Origin of the sequence: Stakelama sediminis (assembly GCF_014199335.1) — a bacterium.
In the GTDB taxonomy this organism is placed as follows: domain Bacteria; phylum Pseudomonadota; class Alphaproteobacteria; order Sphingomonadales; family Sphingomonadaceae; genus Sphingomonas; species Sphingomonas sediminis.
Window position 1 is genome coordinate 453,124 of the sequence record NZ_JACIJI010000001.1, and the last position, 14,058, is coordinate 467,181.

A 14,058-nucleotide genomic window follows, 5' to 3' on the forward strand; every position below is an offset into this window, starting at 1 on the left:
CGAAGGAGAAAATCATCATGCGCCCATCCGGCCGCGCGCCCGACGCAATGCGCACCATCACCATCGAACCGAATTTCACCCGCCATGCCGAGGGATCGGTGCTGATCTCCTTTGGCGACACCCGCGTGCTGGTGACCGCCAGCGTCGAGGATCGGCTGCCGCCCTGGCTTCGCGGCAAGGGGGAAGGCTGGGTAACGGCGGAATATGGCATGCTGCCGCGCGCTACCCACACCCGCGGCAATCGCGAAGCTGCAAGGGGCAAGCAGTCCGGCCGTACGCAGGAAATCCAGCGGCTGATCGGACGCTCCTTACGCGCCGTGACCGATCTGAAGCTACTCGGCGAGCGGCAGATCACGCTCGACTGCGACGTGATTCAGGCCGATGGCGGCACCCGCACCGCGTCGATTTCCGGCGCATGGGTGGCGCTGCGCATGGCCGTCGACAAGCTGATGGCCGAGGGTAAGCTGACGGCCGATCCGATCACGCAGCAGGTCGCGGCCATAAGCTGTGGCATCTATCAGGGTACGCCGGTCCTCGACCTCGATTATGACGAGGATTCGAATGCCGACGCCGACGCCAATTTCGTGCTGCTTTCCGACGGCAACATTGCCGAGGCGCAGGCAACGGCCGAAGGCGCGACCTATGACGAGGAAGGGCTGCTGCGCCTGCTCCGCCTTGCCCGCATCGGCTGTAACGACATCTTCGCCGCGCAGCGCAAGGCGCTCGGGAAATGAGCGGCGAAGGCGACACCCCGCAGGCGATCCGCAAGCTAACCCCCGGCAAGCTGGTGATTGCCAGCCATAATGAGGGCAAGGTCGCGGAAATTCGCGAACTGCTCGCCCCCTATGGCATCGAACCGGTGTCGGCGGCGGAACTCGACCTGCCGGAGCCTGTTGAAAACGGCACGACCTTTGTCGCAAACGCCGAACTGAAGGCGATGCAGGCGGCCGACCTGTCGGGCCTGCCCGCGCTGGCCGATGACAGCGGGCTGTGCGTCGAGGCACTGAACGGTGCGCCGGGCGTCTATACCGCCGACTGGGCGGAACGGCAGCCGCGCGAAGGACCACCGGGACGCGACTGGTATCTTGCCATGGGCAAGGTTGAGGGCAAACTTGCCGAACAGGGTGCGGATGTCAGCCGTTCGGCGCATTTCGCCTGCACTCTGGCGCTGGCATGGCCCGACGGGCATGTCGAATGGTTCGAAGGGCGCGCTGAAGGCCATCTGGTCTGGCCGCCGCGCGGCAAACGCGGTTTCGGCTACGATCCCGTCTTCGTTCCCGAGGGCGAAAGCGAAACCTTCGGCGAAATGGACCCGGCGAAAAAACACGCCATCAGCCACCGCGCCGATGCCTTTCGCCAGCTTGTCGCAGCGGTATTCTGAGTTCACGCCACCACCACGCCATCCCGTCATTGCGAGTTTCGCGCCAGCGAGGCGAAGCAATCCATGCCGCAATTGGATTACCGCGCGGCTTCGCCGCTCGCAATGACGAGAAATTAACAGGCGATCGGCCTTAATACGCCTTTTGCCCGACGACATTACCGGGCGGGGTGTAGCGGCAAACGAGATAATCCTGGGTGCGGCTGCTCGCCATTGCGCAGCCCATCCGTTTCGTGTTCGCCCAGATGATCTGCGTATAGTGCGCCACTTCGCGCCAGTTACCGGTGGTGGAAAAATCCGGTGCAGGACCGTTGCGGAAATAGCGTTTCTCATCGACCCAGAGCTGCGCCATTTCAGTGTAGCGATAGGCACTGCGCGTGCCCTTGAACAAATTCTCGCCTTCGGGCTGCGGCCCGCGCGTTGCCGGATCGGAATGTTCGTATATTTCCGTGTGCGCCAGTTCGTCGGCATAGCGTTGCGCGTCCGCAGCAAGCCCGTCGTCCCACTCCAGCGGCTGTTCGCCCACCGCCGCGCGAGCGCGATTTTGCACGGTCAGCATCGCCTGTTTCAGCAAGGCCTCTCCGCGCGGGGCATCGCCGGCAAAGGCGCGCGGCTCGACCACCGTCGGCGCCTTCTCCTGTCCCTGCGGGATGCAACCGGTCAGCAGGAATATGGCACCCATCCATAGTATCTTTTGCTTCGACACGCACAAAACCCTATCGCGCTTTCCATGAATGCCGACCGAACGCAGCCGCTGGCGCTTTATATCCACTGGCCGTTTTGCGTTTCCAAATGTCCCTATTGCGATTTCAACAGCCATGTCCGCGAAAGTGTCGATCAGGCGGCGTGGCGCGACGCGCTGCTCGCCGACATGGCGCACGAGGCCTCCTTGCTGCCGGACCGGCGGCTGGGATCGATCTTTTTCGGTGGCGGCACGCCCTCGCTGATGCCGCCCGCGACGGTTGCGGCATTGCTTGAGGCGGCGGAGCGACACTGGGGCTTCACCGACGAAATCGAGATCACACTGGAGGCCAATCCGTCCTCGGTCGAGACGGCACGCTTTACCGATCTGGCGGCAGGGGGCGTCAACCGCGTATCGCTGGGGTTACAGGCGCTGGACGACGATGCGTTGCGCTTTCTGGGCCGTGCACATGATGTGGCCGAGGGGCTGGCGGCACTCGATACCGCACAGCGGGCGTTCGCACGCGTCAGCTTCGATCTGATCTATGCCCGCCCCGGCCAGACGCTCGCCGCGTGGGAGGCGGAGCTGACGCGTGCGCTGGGGTTCGGCACCGGGCATCTGTCGCTCTACCAGCTCACCATCGAGCCGGGCACGCGCTTCGCCACGCTCGCGGCAAAGGGGGAACTGACGCTGCCCGAGGGCGATGACGCCGCTGACCTGTTCGCCGCGACGCGCAGCCTGACCGCCGAGGCCGGCCTGCCCGCCTATGAGATTTCGAACCATGCCCGTCCCGGCGAAGCGAGCCGCCACAATCTGACCTATTGGCGCTATGGCGACTATGCGGGAGTCGGCCCCGGCGCGCATGGCAGGCGCGGCGGACTGGCGACCGTGCGACATAAAAAGCCGGAAAACTGGCTGGCGGCGATGGCGCGCAACGGCCATGGCATCCGCGAAGAAACGCCGCTCAGCGCGGAAACGCGTGCCGTCGAGGCACTGCTGATGGGTCTGCGCCTCGACGAGGGCGTGCCGCTGACGCGTATCGCAGCGCTGGGCGAAGCGCCTGCCGATACGTTTCTCGACCATAAGGGGATTGCGGTGCTGGAAGACGAAGGACTGGTCGCGCTGGACAGCGAGCGGCTATGCGTCACCGATGCCGGAATGCCCGTGCTCGACGCGGTACTGCGCACCATCGTGCGAGAAAACGCCCTTACCTAACCGCCGCGGGAAATCGGGGGGGCCTATCATGGCCGCCATTTCCTCTATCGAGGGTTCGGCCATGATCAATCCCCCGCCATGCGCATTGCTGCACCCGCTACGAACGGTGTACCCGCAACCAGCAACAGGCTGACCGCACCAAGCAATTTAAGCGCGCCGGGACCACCCTCGATCGAACCTGCCCCGAAAATCAGCAGCGGTACCGCCAGCGGCAGCATCACCAGCCCGGCCACTGCGCCACTACCGCGCAGACCTGCGGTCAGCGCCGCCGTCGCCACCCCCAGCGCAGCAAGCCCCGGTGTACCGATCAGCAAGCCCAACTCGATGGCAAGCAGCGTATGCCCCGACAGACCCAGTAATCCCGCCGCCAGCACACTCGCCAGCATCAGCAGCGGCGCAAAGCCCAGCCAGTGCCCGACCAGCTTCGCGGTTGCAATCATCGCCTCGCTCGCCCCACGCACCGCCAGTTGATCGACCACACCGCGCTCAAGATCCGGTGCGACCAGCCGCTCGACCGGCAACAGTGCCGCCAAAAGCGCCGCTGCCCAGATCACGCCGCCGCCGACGCGCGCCAGCAATTTGCTGTCCGGACCGATCCCGAACGGAAAAAGAATGGCGACGAGGAGGAAGAAGGCGATGGGTAGCAGCATCCCACCGCTGACCCACGCCCCGCGCAATTCGCGCATCACCAGCGTGGCAAACCCCTTCATGCCGCCTCCAGCACGATCATCTGCGCGCGCGGCACATCGAGTTGCTGATGCGTGGCGATCAGGACCGCGCCACCGGCCTTGCGATGGCGGGCAATGGCTGCTTCAAACAATGTCAGGGCATGGGCATCCAAACCGTTCGCCGGTTCATCGAGCAACCAGGTTGGCGAATCGGCTGCCAGTACGCGTGCCAGTCCGGCTCGCCGCCGCTGCCCGGTCGACAGCAGCCGCACCGGCACCGGCGCCAGATGCGTCAGATCGAATGCTTCCAGCGCATCGGCCACCCGTTCATCCGCCGCCCGCTCGCTGTCATCGAATCGTGCCCAGAACAGTAGTGCGCGGTCCAGCGGCAGTTCGCGATCCAGCGCTGCATCCTCGGTAATCAGCGCGCGTGGCGGGCTATAGGCGACGGTGCCCTCGACCGGCTGCAACAATCCGGCGGCAATGCGGATCAGGCTGGATTTGCCGACACCATTCGGCCCCGTCACCACCCCTGCCTGCCCCTGCTCAACCGCGAAGGTCAGCCCTTCGAACAGCACGCGCCCGCCCCTTTCGCAGGTCACGTCTCGAAAGGCGATGGCGCCGCCGGGCATCAATCGTCATCCCCTGCCGAATCCTCCAGCGCGTGCATATCGGCGTCCGACAGGCCGAAATGATGGCCCACCTCATGCACGACGACATGGCGGATGATCGCACCCAGCGTTTCCCCGGTCGCCATCCATTCGGCAAGCAGCGGGCGGCGATAGAGATGGATTTCGTCGGGGTAGCTGGTGACGTCGAACGAGGATTTCTCCCCGATCGGCCGCCCGCGATACAGGCCCGCCAGCCGCATCGGATCGCGGATGCTCAGCGCGCGCAGCGTGGCCGGGTCCGCCACTTCCTCAACCACCAGCACGATGTCGCTGAGATAGCTGGAAAAAGGGGCAGGAATTTCCGCCATCGCCTCTCGCGCGAGACGTTCGAACGTCGCCGAATCAGGCAGATTCATTCCGGGTGCTTGTGCCGACATGCCAAAAGCCATAGGCCCGAAGCCGAGGATCCGGCAAGGAGGCGAAGATGGTAGAACAGTTGAGCCCGGCAGAACGCGAAGACGCGCTGGACGGTCTGCCTGAATGGGATTTCGACGACGGCCGCGACGCGATCAGCCGCCGTTTCACCTTCGACGATTTCAGCCAGGCCTTCGCGTTCATGACTCAGGTCGCCCTGCTTGCGGAAAAGGCGGACCATCATCCCGAATGGTCGAACGTCTATAATCGCGTCGAAATCCTGCTGACCACGCACGATGCAGGCGGGCTATCGGAACGCGATATCGAAATGGCGCAGGCAATCGACGCGCTGGTCGAATAACGGAGCTTCCCGCATGGACTGGACGGTGCGGCGCGCGGACGCCGCAGATGCCGCGCGGCTGGCACTGGTCGGTGCCGCAACCTTTCTCGATGGATTTGCCGGCGTGATCGACGGCGACGCCATTGTCGCCCATTGCGCGAAGCAGCACGCCCCCGATGCCTATACCGCCCTGCTCGCCCGTCCGGACGTGTCGGCATGGCTCGCCCAGGCCGATCATGGCGGTGCCCCGGTCGGCTACAGCATCCTGTGCACCGCCGACCTGCCGGGGGTGGGTGAAGGCGACTGGGAAGTGAAGCGTATCTATGCCCTGTCGCGCCTGCACGGCAGCGGTATAGGGCGCGCACTGATGCAACCCGCCATCGACACGGCGCGTAAACGAGGTGCCAAACGGCTGATGCTGGGCGTTTATAACGGCAATGCCCGCGCGCTTGCCTTTTACGCTAAATGCGGGTTCGAAACCGTGGGTACGCGGCGCTTCACCGTCGGCGCACAGACCTACGACGATTATGTGCTGGCGCTCAGCCTGTGAGCGCCGTCAGACGGTTTCGTTGGTGAGCAGATTCAGTTGCACCAGTTCGGCGCGGAATGCGGGGGCGTCGGTGAACTGCACCGCATGGATGCCCAGCGCATTGGCGGCGGCGACATTGGCGGGGTTATCGTCTACGAACACAGCGTCGGTCGCGGCAATGCCGAAACGATCGAGCGCGCGGCGGTAGATTGCGGGGTCCGGCTTTACGAGACGTTCCTCCCCCGACACCACGATATCGCGGAACCGGTCGAACAAGTCCGGCCATGCCGCGCGGAAGGGTGGAAAAAATTCGTGCGAGAAATTGGTGATCGCGAACAGCGGTACGCCCGCTGCATCGAGTTCCTCGACAAGCGGGATCATCCCGTCGACGGGACCGGTGATGCTGTCGTTGAAGCGCGGCCCCCATTGCGCGATCAGATCGGCATGTTCGGGGTAGCGCGCGCTCAACTCCGCGCTGGTGTCGGCGAAGTCGCGCCCGGCGTCATGCTGAAAATGCCATTCATGCGTGACGACATCGCGCAGAAACGCATCAAGCGCCTGATCGTCGTCGATCAGACGCTCGTACAGATAGCGGGGATCCCAATGGAACAGGACGTTGCCGATATCGAAGATAACGGCGGATCGTGCCTGTCCCATATGGCGTTCAGCCCTGGCGCGCCTTGAACTTGCGCACCGTCTTGTTGATGACATAGGTGCGACCGCGGCGACGGATCACGCGGTTATCGCGGTGACGTCCCTTGAGCGACTTCAATGAATTCACGATCTTCATGACCGATTCGCTTCTCGATAATTAGTGTCGGAAAAAGTGAGGCGCCCGCCTACTGGCGATGGCGCGCGAAGTCAAGCGCCCGGCCTGACCGCACCCGAACCGCCTCGGTTCATCGCAGCAGATAGGAACCCCATTGCCTTTGTCATGCGTTCAGCAGGATAAGCCGGTATGTATCTGCGACGGGAGAACGGCATGCGACGGACAGGAATCATGGCGGCGGCAGGATTGGCGTTGCTGACGGCGGGATGTTCAACGACACCGCATATACCGGTGGACGTTACCCGCTATCACCTCGACCCGCCGATCGCGCGGATGACCTATACCATCCAGCCGCTGTCGACCCAGCCGACGATCAGCCAGGAATATCAGCAATATGCCGATGCGGTCGCGACTCAGTTGAATGCTCTGGGCTTTGCGCCCGCCAGTGCCGGCAATGACGACAACGACATCGGAAAGTCCGGTTACATCGCCGCCATGTCCTATACGCGCGCGCCGGTAGGGACCGTGCGTAAACGCCCGCCGCTATCCATCGGCCTGGGCGGTGGATCGTTCGGCGGCGATGTCGGCGTAGGCGGCGGGGCAAGCTTCGGCATCGGCGGCGGCGTGCGACAGGTAATCGGCACCCAGCTTTCGGTGCAACTGCGCCGCCGCAGCGACAATACCGTGGTCTGGGAAGGCCGCGCAGTCACCCAGACCGTGATCGGCGGCAAGGATTCGAGTACCGCCGCAATTGCCCAGAAACTCGCTGCCGCCTTGTTCAAGGGGTTCCCCGGCGAGTCCGGGATTACTATCACGGTCAAATGAGCATTCAGATCAACGCCGCCTTTGACGGCGGCAACATCCGCCTGGTCAGTATCGCCAACGACCGGATCGACCTGGAAATCGTGAAGGACCATCATTCCGATTTCTATCAATGGTTCTATTTCCGCGTTTCCGGTGTAAAGGGCCGCACGCTGACCTTTCGCATCGTCAATGCGGGCACGTCCGCCTATGCCTTTGGCTGGCCGGGCTATCGCACGCGGATCAGCACGGACCGGAAAAGCTGGCGCACCACCGATACCAGCTATGACGACGGGGTGCTGACCTTCACCCACACCTTTGCAACCGACCTTGTTTGGTTCGCCTATTTCGCGCCCTATACGGTGGAGCGGCACAACCAGCTTGTCGCCGACATGGCGACGCGCCCCGGCGTTGCGCATCGTGAACTGGGCCAGACGCTTGACGGACGGTCGATCGACTGCCTGACGCTGGGCGACGGCGCGAAGCAGGTCTGGCTCTATGCCCGCCAGCATCCGGGCGAAAGCATGGCCGAATGGTGGATGGAAGGGGCGCTGGAAAAGCTCACCGATCCCAACGACGCCACTGCTCAGGCGCTGCGGCGCAAGGCGACGTTCCACATCGTCCCGAATATGAACCCAGATGGTTCGTTCAGGGGCCATCTGCGTACCAATGCGGCTGGCGTGAACCTGAACCGCGAATGGCATTCGCCGACCATGGAGCGCAGCCCCGAAGTGTTGCTGGTCCGCAACCGGATGGACGAAACCGGCGTCGATTTCGCGATGGACGTGCATGGCGACGAAGCGATTCCGGCCAATTTCCTTGCCGGGTTCGAAGGGATTCCCAGCTGGACCGAGGAGCTGGGCGAGAAATTCTATAGCTATGGACGCAGGCTGGAAGCGGCGACGCCGGACTTTCAGACCGAAAAAGGCTATGGCAAGGCGGAACCGGGCAAGGCCAACCTGTCCATGTCGACCAACCAGCTTGCCGAGCGTTTCGGCGCGGTCAGCATGACGCTGGAAATGCCGTTCAAGGACCACGACCCGAACCCGGATGCCGAATTCGGCTGGTCGCCCGACCGCTGCAAGACGCTGGCGCATTCGTGCCTCGACACGCTGGCCGGGATGATCGACGAAATCTGATCGCGATGCCTTGGGGGGAGGCGGGCATGGAGATTGTCGAAGGCGGATTGACCAACCCGGCGGTGATTGCGCTGCTGGACGAGCACGCCGCCGCCATGCTCGCCCAGTCGCCGAAGGACAGTTGCCATTTCCTCGATCTGAGCGGGTTGCAGCACCCGAACGTCACCTTCTGGACGGCATTGGAATCGGGCGAGCTACTGGGCTGCGGTGCGCTGAAACAGCTTGCGCCCGATCATGGCGAGATCAAGTCCATGCGCACCGCCGCCATCCATCTGCGCAAGGGCGTGGCGGCGGCGCTGCTGACGCATATCCTCTCGGTCGCCCGCGCCCGCGGCTATCGCCGAGTCAGCCTTGAAACCGGCTCCGGCCCTGCCTTCGACGCCGCCCACGCGCTCTATCACCGCTTCGGCTTCACGCCCTGCGCCGCTTTCGGCAGCTATCGGGACGGCGATTCCTTCAGCCGTTTCCTGACACTGGAGTTGAAGGGCGATGGAAGGTTGAAGGATTAGAATTGCCTTCCCCTTCAATTGCAACACTTTGTGACTGGGCGTAAGCAATCTAAAGAGGCTTTATGAGCAAGAAAGTAACAGTTATCCTGATGCCATGTCTGATCGGCGGCATCATCGGTTCCGCAGGACTTGGGTGGATTCTGTCTCTTGTCGCTGCAATTGGAATTGGTTCTTTGTGGTTTCTCGCTGATGCCGCAATAGACTACAAAGCCCGCAATCGCTGACGGTCCATTTTCGCTTTGACCCGATCCTTCTTGCGAAGGCGCGAAAGCACGCTGGATAACACTCTAATTCTTTTGAAGATTGAGGAAGCCGGATCGCCAATCTTCCCCATCAAAACACCGACCAGCCCAGTTGCAGGCCCGCGCCGACATCGGGCGCGGTGGGGGTAACGCCCGCGCTGCCATAGACACCGACCTGCAGGTGCTTTCCGACACCGACGTCCAGCCGGGTGGCCACCTGTTGCTGGTCGGGAAGTTGCGGGCTGATCCCCTGCGCATAGGCATAGGATATCTGGCCTGCGACATGCTTGCCCAGCTTCGTGCTCAGCCCCGCCTGCACCGACAAGCTGTCGCGCAACGGATAGGCGTCGGGCTTGCCCGGCATGGTATAGCTGACATTGGCGAAGGGGGTGACGCCGCCGACCCGCTTCGACACCTGCGCGCCGACCGCGAAATCGGTCTTGCCGGTGCCAAGCTGTTTGCTGACCGACGCAGTGGGCAGCTTCACCTGACCATAAGCAGTAATATCGACCGCATGGACGGGCAGCACATAACCCGCCCCCAGCCGCAAATCGCCTAACCCTTCGCGATGCACGCGCTCGGTTGTGGTGGTGTTGCTCGTCGGGCTAGATAGTACCGGCAGGCCGAACAGCCCCCCTGCCCCACCGCCGCTCGCAACCACATACCCCGGCGCGTTGAGGCTGAGCCAGGGCAGTGAAGCGGTCAGGATCACGCGCCCTTTTTGCAGGCGCGCGGTGTTGACCACCGATACCAGCTCCACCTTCTGCCCGGTCTGGTAATAGCCGCTTTGATAATCCACGCCGGTGCCGACCTGCAGATGCGCGTCGTCAGCGGACGATTGCGTCGTGCGCTGCTGCGCGAGCGCGGGAACAGCGGGAATCAGGGTTGCGGCAAACAGGATGGGCAGGAAACGCATGGTCGGTTCAAATCCTTTTGGTCGTTTGAACCGGCAACGAGTGCGGTCACGGATTTAATCCATCCCCAAGGATTATTTTGCTGCGAATCGGGGTGGCGGCCATGCGTTGCGCCCCTTGCCGCCCGACGCCGAAACCGGGTAGGTCGCCATCGAACGCTTTTCAGGAGATGCCCATGCCCACCCTCGTCCTTGTCCGCCACGGCCAGTCGGAATGGAATCTGCAAAACCGCTTCACCGGCTGGTGGGATGTCGACCTGACCGACAAGGGCGTTGCCGAGGCGCAGGCGGCGGGCGACCTGATGGCCGAAAAGGGACTGGATTTCGACCTGACCTTTACCAGCCTTCAGACACGCGCGATCCGCACGCTCAACATCGCGCTCTACCGCATGGGTCGGCTGTGGCTGCCGGTGGAAAAAGACTGGCGCCTGAACGAGCGGCATTATGGTGGGCTGACCGGCCTCGACAAGGCGGAGACCGCGGCAAAGCATGGAGACGAGCAGGTGCATATCTGGCGTCGCAGCTTCGACGTGCCGCCCCCGACGATGGAAGCGGGCAGCGAGTTCGACCTGTCGGCCGACCGCCGCTATGCCGGGATCGACATTCCGCAGACCGAGAGCCTGAAAGACACGATCGCCCGCGTCCTGCCCTATTGGGAGGGCAGAATCGCGCCGGAGCTGAAGGCGGGCAAGCGCGTGCTGATTTCCGCGCACGGCAATTCGCTGCGCGCGCTGGTCAAGCATCTGTCGAACATTCCCGACGAAGAAATCACCGGTCTGGAAATCCCCACGGGCCAGCCGATCGTCTATGAACTCGACGACGACCTGACCGCGAGCGACCGCTATTATCTGAACGAACACTAAGTTTCGCCAACCCGACAGAGGATAACGCCATGCAGCCCCCAAGCCCCTGGTCGCATCAGCGCAGCACGTCGAGCGCCGACGATATCGATTTCGAGATCAAGGGCCATGAGCTGCAATTTATCGAGATCGAACTCGATCCCGGCGAAAGCGCGGTCGCCGAAGCGGGCGCGATGGTGTGGAAGGATGCGCCGGTCGAGATGAACACCGTGTTCGGCGACGGGCGTGGGCAGAGCAGCGGCTTCATGGACAAGCTGCTGGGTGCGGGCAAACGGCTTGTCACGGGCGAAAGCCTGTTCACCACCGTCTTCACCCATCGCGGATCGGGCAAGGCGCGGGTGGCGTTCGGCGCGCCGATTCCGGGTACCATCCTGCCGCTCAAACTCTCCGATCTGGGCGGCACGCTGATCTGTCAGAAGGATGCATTTCTGTGCGCAGCGCGCGGGGTGCAAATGGGCATCTTCTTTCAGAAACGCATCCTGACTGGCCTGTTCGGCGGCGAAGGCTTCATCATGCAGCGGCTGGACGGCGAAGGCTGGGTGTTCGTGCAGATGGGCGGCACCGTCATCGAACGCGAACTGCGCGCCGGGGAAGAACTGCACGTCGATACCGGCTGCATCGCCGCCTTTACCAGCGGGATCGATTTCGATCTGATCCGCGCGGGCGGCGTGAAAAGCATGGTGTTCGGCGGCGAAGGCGCGTTCTTTGCGCGGCTCACCGGTCCGGGCAAGGTATGGATTCAGTCGCTGCCCTTCTCCCGCCTTGCCGGACGGATGCTGGCGGCAGCAGGGCCGGTCGGTGGGCAGAATCGCGGCGAAGGATCGGCGCTGGGGCCGCTGGGCGACCTGATCAGCGGGAACTGACGGTTTGGTTCGTGATTCGGCGCCGCTGACTCAGTACGGCACCGGCCCGTATTGCACGAAACTTCGATTGCCCTTGCCGCCCTGCGCCGCTAGGAACCGGCGCTTCCCAAGACAGCAAATGAGCGGGACGCATGGCGCAAGCACCTTTGGTCGGCATCATCATGGGCAGCACCTCCGACTGGGAGACGATGCGCCACGCCGCCGATATTTTAAAGGCGCTGAACGTCGCGCATGAGGTGAAGGTCGTATCCGCGCACCGCACGCCGCAGCGCCTCTACGACTATGCCACAAGCGCGGCCGGACGCGGGCTGAAGGTCGTGATCGCGGGCGCAGGCGGTGCCGCCCACCTGCCCGGCATGGCGGCGGCGATGACGCGCCTGCCGGTACTGGGCGTACCGGTGGAATCAAAAGCGCTGAGTGGCATGGACAGCCTGTTGTCGATCGTCCAGATGCCCGGCGGCGTGCCCGTCGGAACCCTCGCCATCGGCAAGGCGGGCGCGACCAATGCCGGGCTGATGGCCGCCGCGATCCTTGCCACTGCCGACGACGTGCTGGCCGAACGGCTCGACGCGTGGCGCGCGACCCAGACCGACAGCGTGGCGAACGATCCGCAATGAAGACGCTACCCCCCGGATCGACCATCGGCATCATCGGCGCGGGCCAGCTTGGCCGGATGCTGGGCGTCGCCGCAGCACAGCTCGGCTATCGCATCCATGTGCTTGCGCCCGCCCCCGGCCCTGCCTGCGACGTCAACAACGCGTTTACACAGGCCGCTTATGACGACCCGCAGGCACTGGCCACCTTTGCGCAGTCGGTCGATGTCGTCACCTATGAGTTTGAGAATATCGAGGCCGCGCCCATCGCCGCGATTGCCGATATCATGCCGGTACGCCCGTCCGCCCGCGCGCTGACCATCGCACAGAACCGGGTCGAGGAAAAAAGCTTCGTCGAAAATCTCGGCGGGCGCGCCGCCCCCTGGCGAGAGGTCAACAGCCGCACCGATCTCGACACCGCAATCGCCGAACTGGGCACACCCGCCATCCTGAAAACCGTCCGCTTCGGCTATGACGGCAAGGGGCAGGCACGGCTGCACAGCGCCGACGATGCCGATGCCGCATGGGATGCGATCAAGGGCAGTCCGGCAATTCTGGAAGCCTTCGTCCCGTTCGAGCATGAATTTTCGATCGTGCTGGCGCGCGGCATGGACGGCGCGATGGTCAGCTATCCGCCGCCGCACAACGAGCATAAGGACGGCATCCTTGCCCGCTCCACCGTTCCCGCCCCCGCCCCGGTCGCGGCGCAATGGACCGAAGCCGCCGCACTGGCGGGCCGGGTGGCCGATGCGCTCGATTATGTCGGCGTGCTGACGCTGGAATTCTTTGCCGGTAAAGACGGCCCCGTTTTCAACGAAATGGCACCGCGCGTGCACAATAGCGGCCACTGGACGATTGAGGGCGCCGTCACCTCGCAGTTCGAAAATCATGTCCGCGCGATCTGCGGCCTGCCGCTGGGTGAGACCGCAGTCACGGGCAACCATGTCGAGATGGAAAACCTGATCGGCGAGGACGCCCGCCGCTGGCCGGAACTGGTGGCCGAGGCAGAGGCGCATCTGCACCTCTATGGCAAGGGTGAGATCCGCCCCGGCCGCAAGATGGGCCATGTGACGCGCGTCCGGCGCGACTGACCGGAATTTTCACACAAAAAAGCCCGCCACCATAGGGTAGCGGGCTCTTGTCTCGAACTGACGGAAATCAGGCCTTGCGCGTGCCCGTCATCGGAAAGCTGCCGAACGCACCGGCGGTGACCGAACCGTTCATCGCGTCACCGTCGACCGTCGCGGTGCAGTCGAGCGTCATCGGCATCGGTACCGAAATATTGAGCTTCCAGGTCAGCGTTTCGCCGTCCACCTTGCCGTCCTTCACCTCGGCGCTGCCCATTGCGCCGGTATAGGTGCCGGTGAAGCTGTCGCCCGAACTATCGATGGTCAGCACCGCCTGCTGATCGCCCATCGGCGATTTCGTTACCGTGTCCCAGCTTCCGTCCACATTCGCCATGATCGTCTCTCCTTAATCGCGCGCAGATCGCGCGGAATTCCCATTCCTTCAACTCGGTAGCGCGCCGCCAT

General features: G+C 63.6%; 20 protein-coding genes and 1 pseudogene. 13 read left to right on the forward strand and 8 right to left on the reverse strand.

Translation table 11 applies throughout. The annotated features are described in order from the left end of the window. The first annotated feature begins 17 nt into the window (after nt 1-17). Entirely contained in the window at nt 18-734 is a 717-nt protein-coding gene (rph, locus tag FHR23_RS02260) for a ribonuclease PH (RefSeq protein WP_184001294.1), read from the forward strand. Then, a complete protein-coding gene (gene rdgB / locus FHR23_RS02265; RefSeq protein WP_184001295.1) occupies nt 731-1,381 on the forward strand; it encodes an RdgB/HAM1 family non-canonical purine NTP pyrophosphatase in 651 nt (216 codons plus the stop codon). The genes rph and rdgB overlap by 4 nt, the downstream gene beginning before the upstream one ends. A 130-nt stretch (nt 1,382-1,511) precedes the next feature. On the opposite strand, the gene FHR23_RS02270 is transcribed toward rdgB, so the two are convergent. After that, nucleotides 1,512-2,084, reverse strand: a complete 573-nt coding sequence (locus FHR23_RS02270; protein WP_343042950.1) for a CAP domain-containing protein — start codon at nt 2,082-2,084, stop codon at nt 1,512-1,514. A gap of 24 nt (nt 2,085-2,108) precedes the next feature. On the opposite strand from FHR23_RS02270, the gene hemW reads away from it, so the two are divergent. Continuing rightward, complete coding sequence (hemW, locus tag FHR23_RS02275; protein WP_184001296.1) at nt 2,109-3,275, forward strand: radical SAM family heme chaperone HemW; 1,167 nt, start codon at nt 2,109-2,111, stop codon at nt 3,273-3,275. 65 nt (nt 3,276-3,340) lie between these two features. Here the strand turns inward: hemW and FHR23_RS02280 are convergent, their stop codons facing one another. From FHR23_RS02280 to FHR23_RS02290, 3 genes are read right to left on the reverse strand one after another with little or no spacing between them, the layout of a single operon-like run. Continuing rightward, a complete protein-coding gene (locus FHR23_RS02280; protein ID WP_184001297.1) occupies nt 3,341-3,985 on the reverse strand; it encodes a heme exporter protein CcmB in 645 nt (214 codons plus the stop codon). After that, a complete protein-coding gene (ccmA, locus tag FHR23_RS02285; RefSeq protein WP_184001298.1) occupies nt 3,982-4,575 on the reverse strand; it encodes a heme ABC exporter ATP-binding protein CcmA in 594 nt (197 codons plus the stop codon). The genes FHR23_RS02280 and ccmA overlap by 4 nt, the downstream gene beginning before the upstream one ends. Further along, complete coding sequence (locus FHR23_RS02290) at nt 4,575-4,970, reverse strand: metallopeptidase family protein (RefSeq protein ID WP_246359661.1); 396 nt, start codon at nt 4,968-4,970, stop codon at nt 4,575-4,577. The genes ccmA and FHR23_RS02290 overlap by 1 nt, the downstream gene beginning before the upstream one ends. Nucleotides 4,971-5,032: 62 nt before the next feature. Here FHR23_RS02290 and FHR23_RS02295 point away from each other — a divergent pair. Together FHR23_RS02295 and FHR23_RS02300 are read left to right on the forward strand one after the other, a co-directional pair. Continuing rightward, nucleotides 5,033-5,329, forward strand: a pseudogene (locus tag FHR23_RS02295) (4a-hydroxytetrahydrobiopterin dehydratase); the annotation flags it as partial. A 13-nt stretch (nt 5,330-5,342) separates the two neighbouring features. Then, nucleotides 5,343-5,858 carry a GNAT family N-acetyltransferase gene (locus FHR23_RS02300; RefSeq protein WP_184001301.1) on the forward strand — a complete coding sequence of 172 codons (516 nt, stop codon included), beginning with the start codon at nt 5,343-5,345 and terminating at the stop codon, nt 5,856-5,858. Between the two features lie 6 nt (nt 5,859-5,864). Here the strand turns inward: FHR23_RS02300 and FHR23_RS02305 are convergent, their stop codons facing one another. Then, nucleotides 5,865-6,494 (reverse strand): HAD family hydrolase, encoded by a 630-nt coding sequence (locus tag FHR23_RS02305; RefSeq protein WP_184001302.1) that lies wholly within the window; start codon nt 6,492-6,494, stop codon nt 5,865-5,867. Between the two features lie 7 nt (nt 6,495-6,501). Beyond that, on the reverse strand, nt 6,502-6,627 hold the full coding sequence (gene ykgO / locus FHR23_RS02310) for a type B 50S ribosomal protein L36 (RefSeq protein WP_184001303.1): 126 nt from the start codon (nt 6,625-6,627) through the stop codon (nt 6,502-6,504). A 192-nt stretch (nt 6,628-6,819) separates the two neighbouring features. Here ykgO and FHR23_RS02315 point away from each other — a divergent pair, with 192 nt between their 5' ends. The 4 genes from FHR23_RS02315 (at nt 6,820) to FHR23_RS02330 (ending at nt 9,279) form a co-directional block, all read left to right on the forward strand. Next, nucleotides 6,820-7,431, forward strand: coding sequence for a DUF4136 domain-containing protein (locus FHR23_RS02315; RefSeq protein WP_184001304.1), 612 nt, complete (start codon nt 6,820-6,822; stop codon nt 7,429-7,431). Then, nucleotides 7,428-8,546 carry a M14 family metallopeptidase gene (locus FHR23_RS02320; RefSeq protein WP_184001305.1) on the forward strand — a complete coding sequence of 373 codons (1,119 nt, stop codon included), beginning with the start codon at nt 7,428-7,430 and terminating at the stop codon, nt 8,544-8,546. Before FHR23_RS02315 ends, FHR23_RS02320 begins: the two co-directional genes overlap by 4 nt. Nucleotides 8,547-8,572: 26 nt before the next feature. Beyond that, entirely contained in the window at nt 8,573-9,055 is a 483-nt protein-coding gene (locus FHR23_RS02325) for a GNAT family N-acetyltransferase (protein ID WP_184001306.1), read from the forward strand. A gap of 62 nt (nt 9,056-9,117) precedes the next feature. Next, complete coding sequence (locus FHR23_RS02330) at nt 9,118-9,279, forward strand: hypothetical protein (protein WP_184001307.1); 162 nt, start codon at nt 9,118-9,120, stop codon at nt 9,277-9,279. Between the two features lie 109 nt (nt 9,280-9,388). Here the strand turns inward: FHR23_RS02330 and FHR23_RS02335 are convergent, their stop codons facing one another. Further along, the gene (locus FHR23_RS02335; protein ID WP_184001308.1) at nt 9,389-10,213 is read right to left on the reverse strand and encodes a hypothetical protein; all 825 of its coding nucleotides are present in this window, start codon (nt 10,211-10,213) and stop codon (nt 9,389-9,391) included. Nucleotides 10,214-10,386: 173 nt separating this feature from the next. On the opposite strand from FHR23_RS02335, the gene gpmA reads away from it, so the two are divergent. From gpmA to FHR23_RS02355, 4 genes are all read left to right on the forward strand, one after another. Next, nucleotides 10,387-11,073 (forward strand): 2,3-diphosphoglycerate-dependent phosphoglycerate mutase, encoded by a 687-nt coding sequence (gpmA, locus tag FHR23_RS02340; RefSeq protein ID WP_184001309.1) that lies wholly within the window; start codon nt 10,387-10,389, stop codon nt 11,071-11,073. Between the two features lie 29 nt (nt 11,074-11,102). After that, complete coding sequence (locus FHR23_RS02345; RefSeq protein WP_184001310.1) at nt 11,103-11,933, forward strand: TIGR00266 family protein; 831 nt, start codon at nt 11,103-11,105, stop codon at nt 11,931-11,933. Nucleotides 11,934-12,064: 131 nt separating this feature from the next. Continuing rightward, nucleotides 12,065-12,550, forward strand: coding sequence for a 5-(carboxyamino)imidazole ribonucleotide mutase (gene purE / locus FHR23_RS02350; RefSeq protein ID WP_184001311.1), 486 nt, complete (start codon nt 12,065-12,067; stop codon nt 12,548-12,550). Next, nucleotides 12,547-13,617 (forward strand): 5-(carboxyamino)imidazole ribonucleotide synthase, encoded by a 1,071-nt coding sequence (locus FHR23_RS02355; RefSeq protein ID WP_184001312.1) that lies wholly within the window; start codon nt 12,547-12,549, stop codon nt 13,615-13,617. Before purE ends, FHR23_RS02355 begins: the two co-directional genes overlap by 4 nt. A gap of 67 nt (nt 13,618-13,684) precedes the next feature. Here the strand turns inward: FHR23_RS02355 and FHR23_RS02360 are convergent, their stop codons facing one another. Then, nucleotides 13,685-13,987, reverse strand: coding sequence for a hypothetical protein (locus tag FHR23_RS02360; protein ID WP_184001313.1), 303 nt, complete (start codon nt 13,985-13,987; stop codon nt 13,685-13,687). Nucleotides 13,988-14,058: the final 71 nt, after the last annotated feature.

What these genes read in the sequence shown, in the direction of transcription:
- rph (WP_184001294.1), top strand. Translation starts at nt 18, where the DNA reads ATGCGCCCATCCGGCCGCGCGCCCGACGCAATGCGCACCATCACCATC.
- rdgB (WP_184001295.1), top strand. Translation starts at nt 731, where the DNA reads ATGAGCGGCGAAGGCGACACCCCGCAGGCGATCCGCAAGCTAACCCCC.
- hemW (WP_184001296.1), top strand. Translation starts at nt 2,109, where the DNA reads ATGAATGCCGACCGAACGCAGCCGCTGGCGCTTTATATCCACTGGCCG.
- FHR23_RS02280 (WP_184001297.1), bottom strand. Translation starts at nt 3,985, where the DNA reads ATGAAGGGGTTTGCCACGCTGGTGATGCGCGAATTGCGCGGGGCGTGG.
- ccmA (WP_184001298.1), bottom strand. Translation starts at nt 4,575, where the DNA reads ATGCCCGGCGGCGCCATCGCCTTTCGAGACGTGACCTGCGAAAGGGGC.
- FHR23_RS02290 (WP_246359661.1), bottom strand. Translation starts at nt 4,970, where the DNA reads ATGAATCTGCCTGATTCGGCGACGTTCGAACGTCTCGCGCGAGAGGCG.
- FHR23_RS02300 (WP_184001301.1), top strand. Translation starts at nt 5,343, where the DNA reads ATGGACTGGACGGTGCGGCGCGCGGACGCCGCAGATGCCGCGCGGCTG.
- FHR23_RS02305 (WP_184001302.1), bottom strand. Translation starts at nt 6,494, where the DNA reads ATGGGACAGGCACGATCCGCCGTTATCTTCGATATCGGCAACGTCCTG.
- ykgO (WP_184001303.1), bottom strand. Translation starts at nt 6,627, where the DNA reads ATGAAGATCGTGAATTCATTGAAGTCGCTCAAGGGACGTCACCGCGAT.
- FHR23_RS02315 (WP_184001304.1), top strand. Translation starts at nt 6,820, where the DNA reads ATGCGACGGACAGGAATCATGGCGGCGGCAGGATTGGCGTTGCTGACG.
- FHR23_RS02320 (WP_184001305.1), top strand. Translation starts at nt 7,428, where the DNA reads ATGAGCATTCAGATCAACGCCGCCTTTGACGGCGGCAACATCCGCCTG.
- FHR23_RS02325 (WP_184001306.1), top strand. Translation starts at nt 8,573, where the DNA reads ATGGAGATTGTCGAAGGCGGATTGACCAACCCGGCGGTGATTGCGCTG.
- FHR23_RS02330 (WP_184001307.1), top strand. Translation starts at nt 9,118, where the DNA reads ATGAGCAAGAAAGTAACAGTTATCCTGATGCCATGTCTGATCGGCGGC.
- FHR23_RS02335 (WP_184001308.1), bottom strand. Translation starts at nt 10,213, where the DNA reads ATGCGTTTCCTGCCCATCCTGTTTGCCGCAACCCTGATTCCCGCTGTT.
- gpmA (WP_184001309.1), top strand. Translation starts at nt 10,387, where the DNA reads ATGCCCACCCTCGTCCTTGTCCGCCACGGCCAGTCGGAATGGAATCTG.
- FHR23_RS02345 (WP_184001310.1), top strand. Translation starts at nt 11,103, where the DNA reads ATGCAGCCCCCAAGCCCCTGGTCGCATCAGCGCAGCACGTCGAGCGCC.
- purE (WP_184001311.1), top strand. Translation starts at nt 12,065, where the DNA reads ATGGCGCAAGCACCTTTGGTCGGCATCATCATGGGCAGCACCTCCGAC.
- FHR23_RS02355 (WP_184001312.1), top strand. Translation starts at nt 12,547, where the DNA reads ATGAAGACGCTACCCCCCGGATCGACCATCGGCATCATCGGCGCGGGC.
- FHR23_RS02360 (WP_184001313.1), bottom strand. Translation starts at nt 13,987, where the DNA reads ATGGCGAATGTGGACGGAAGCTGGGACACGGTAACGAAATCGCCGATG.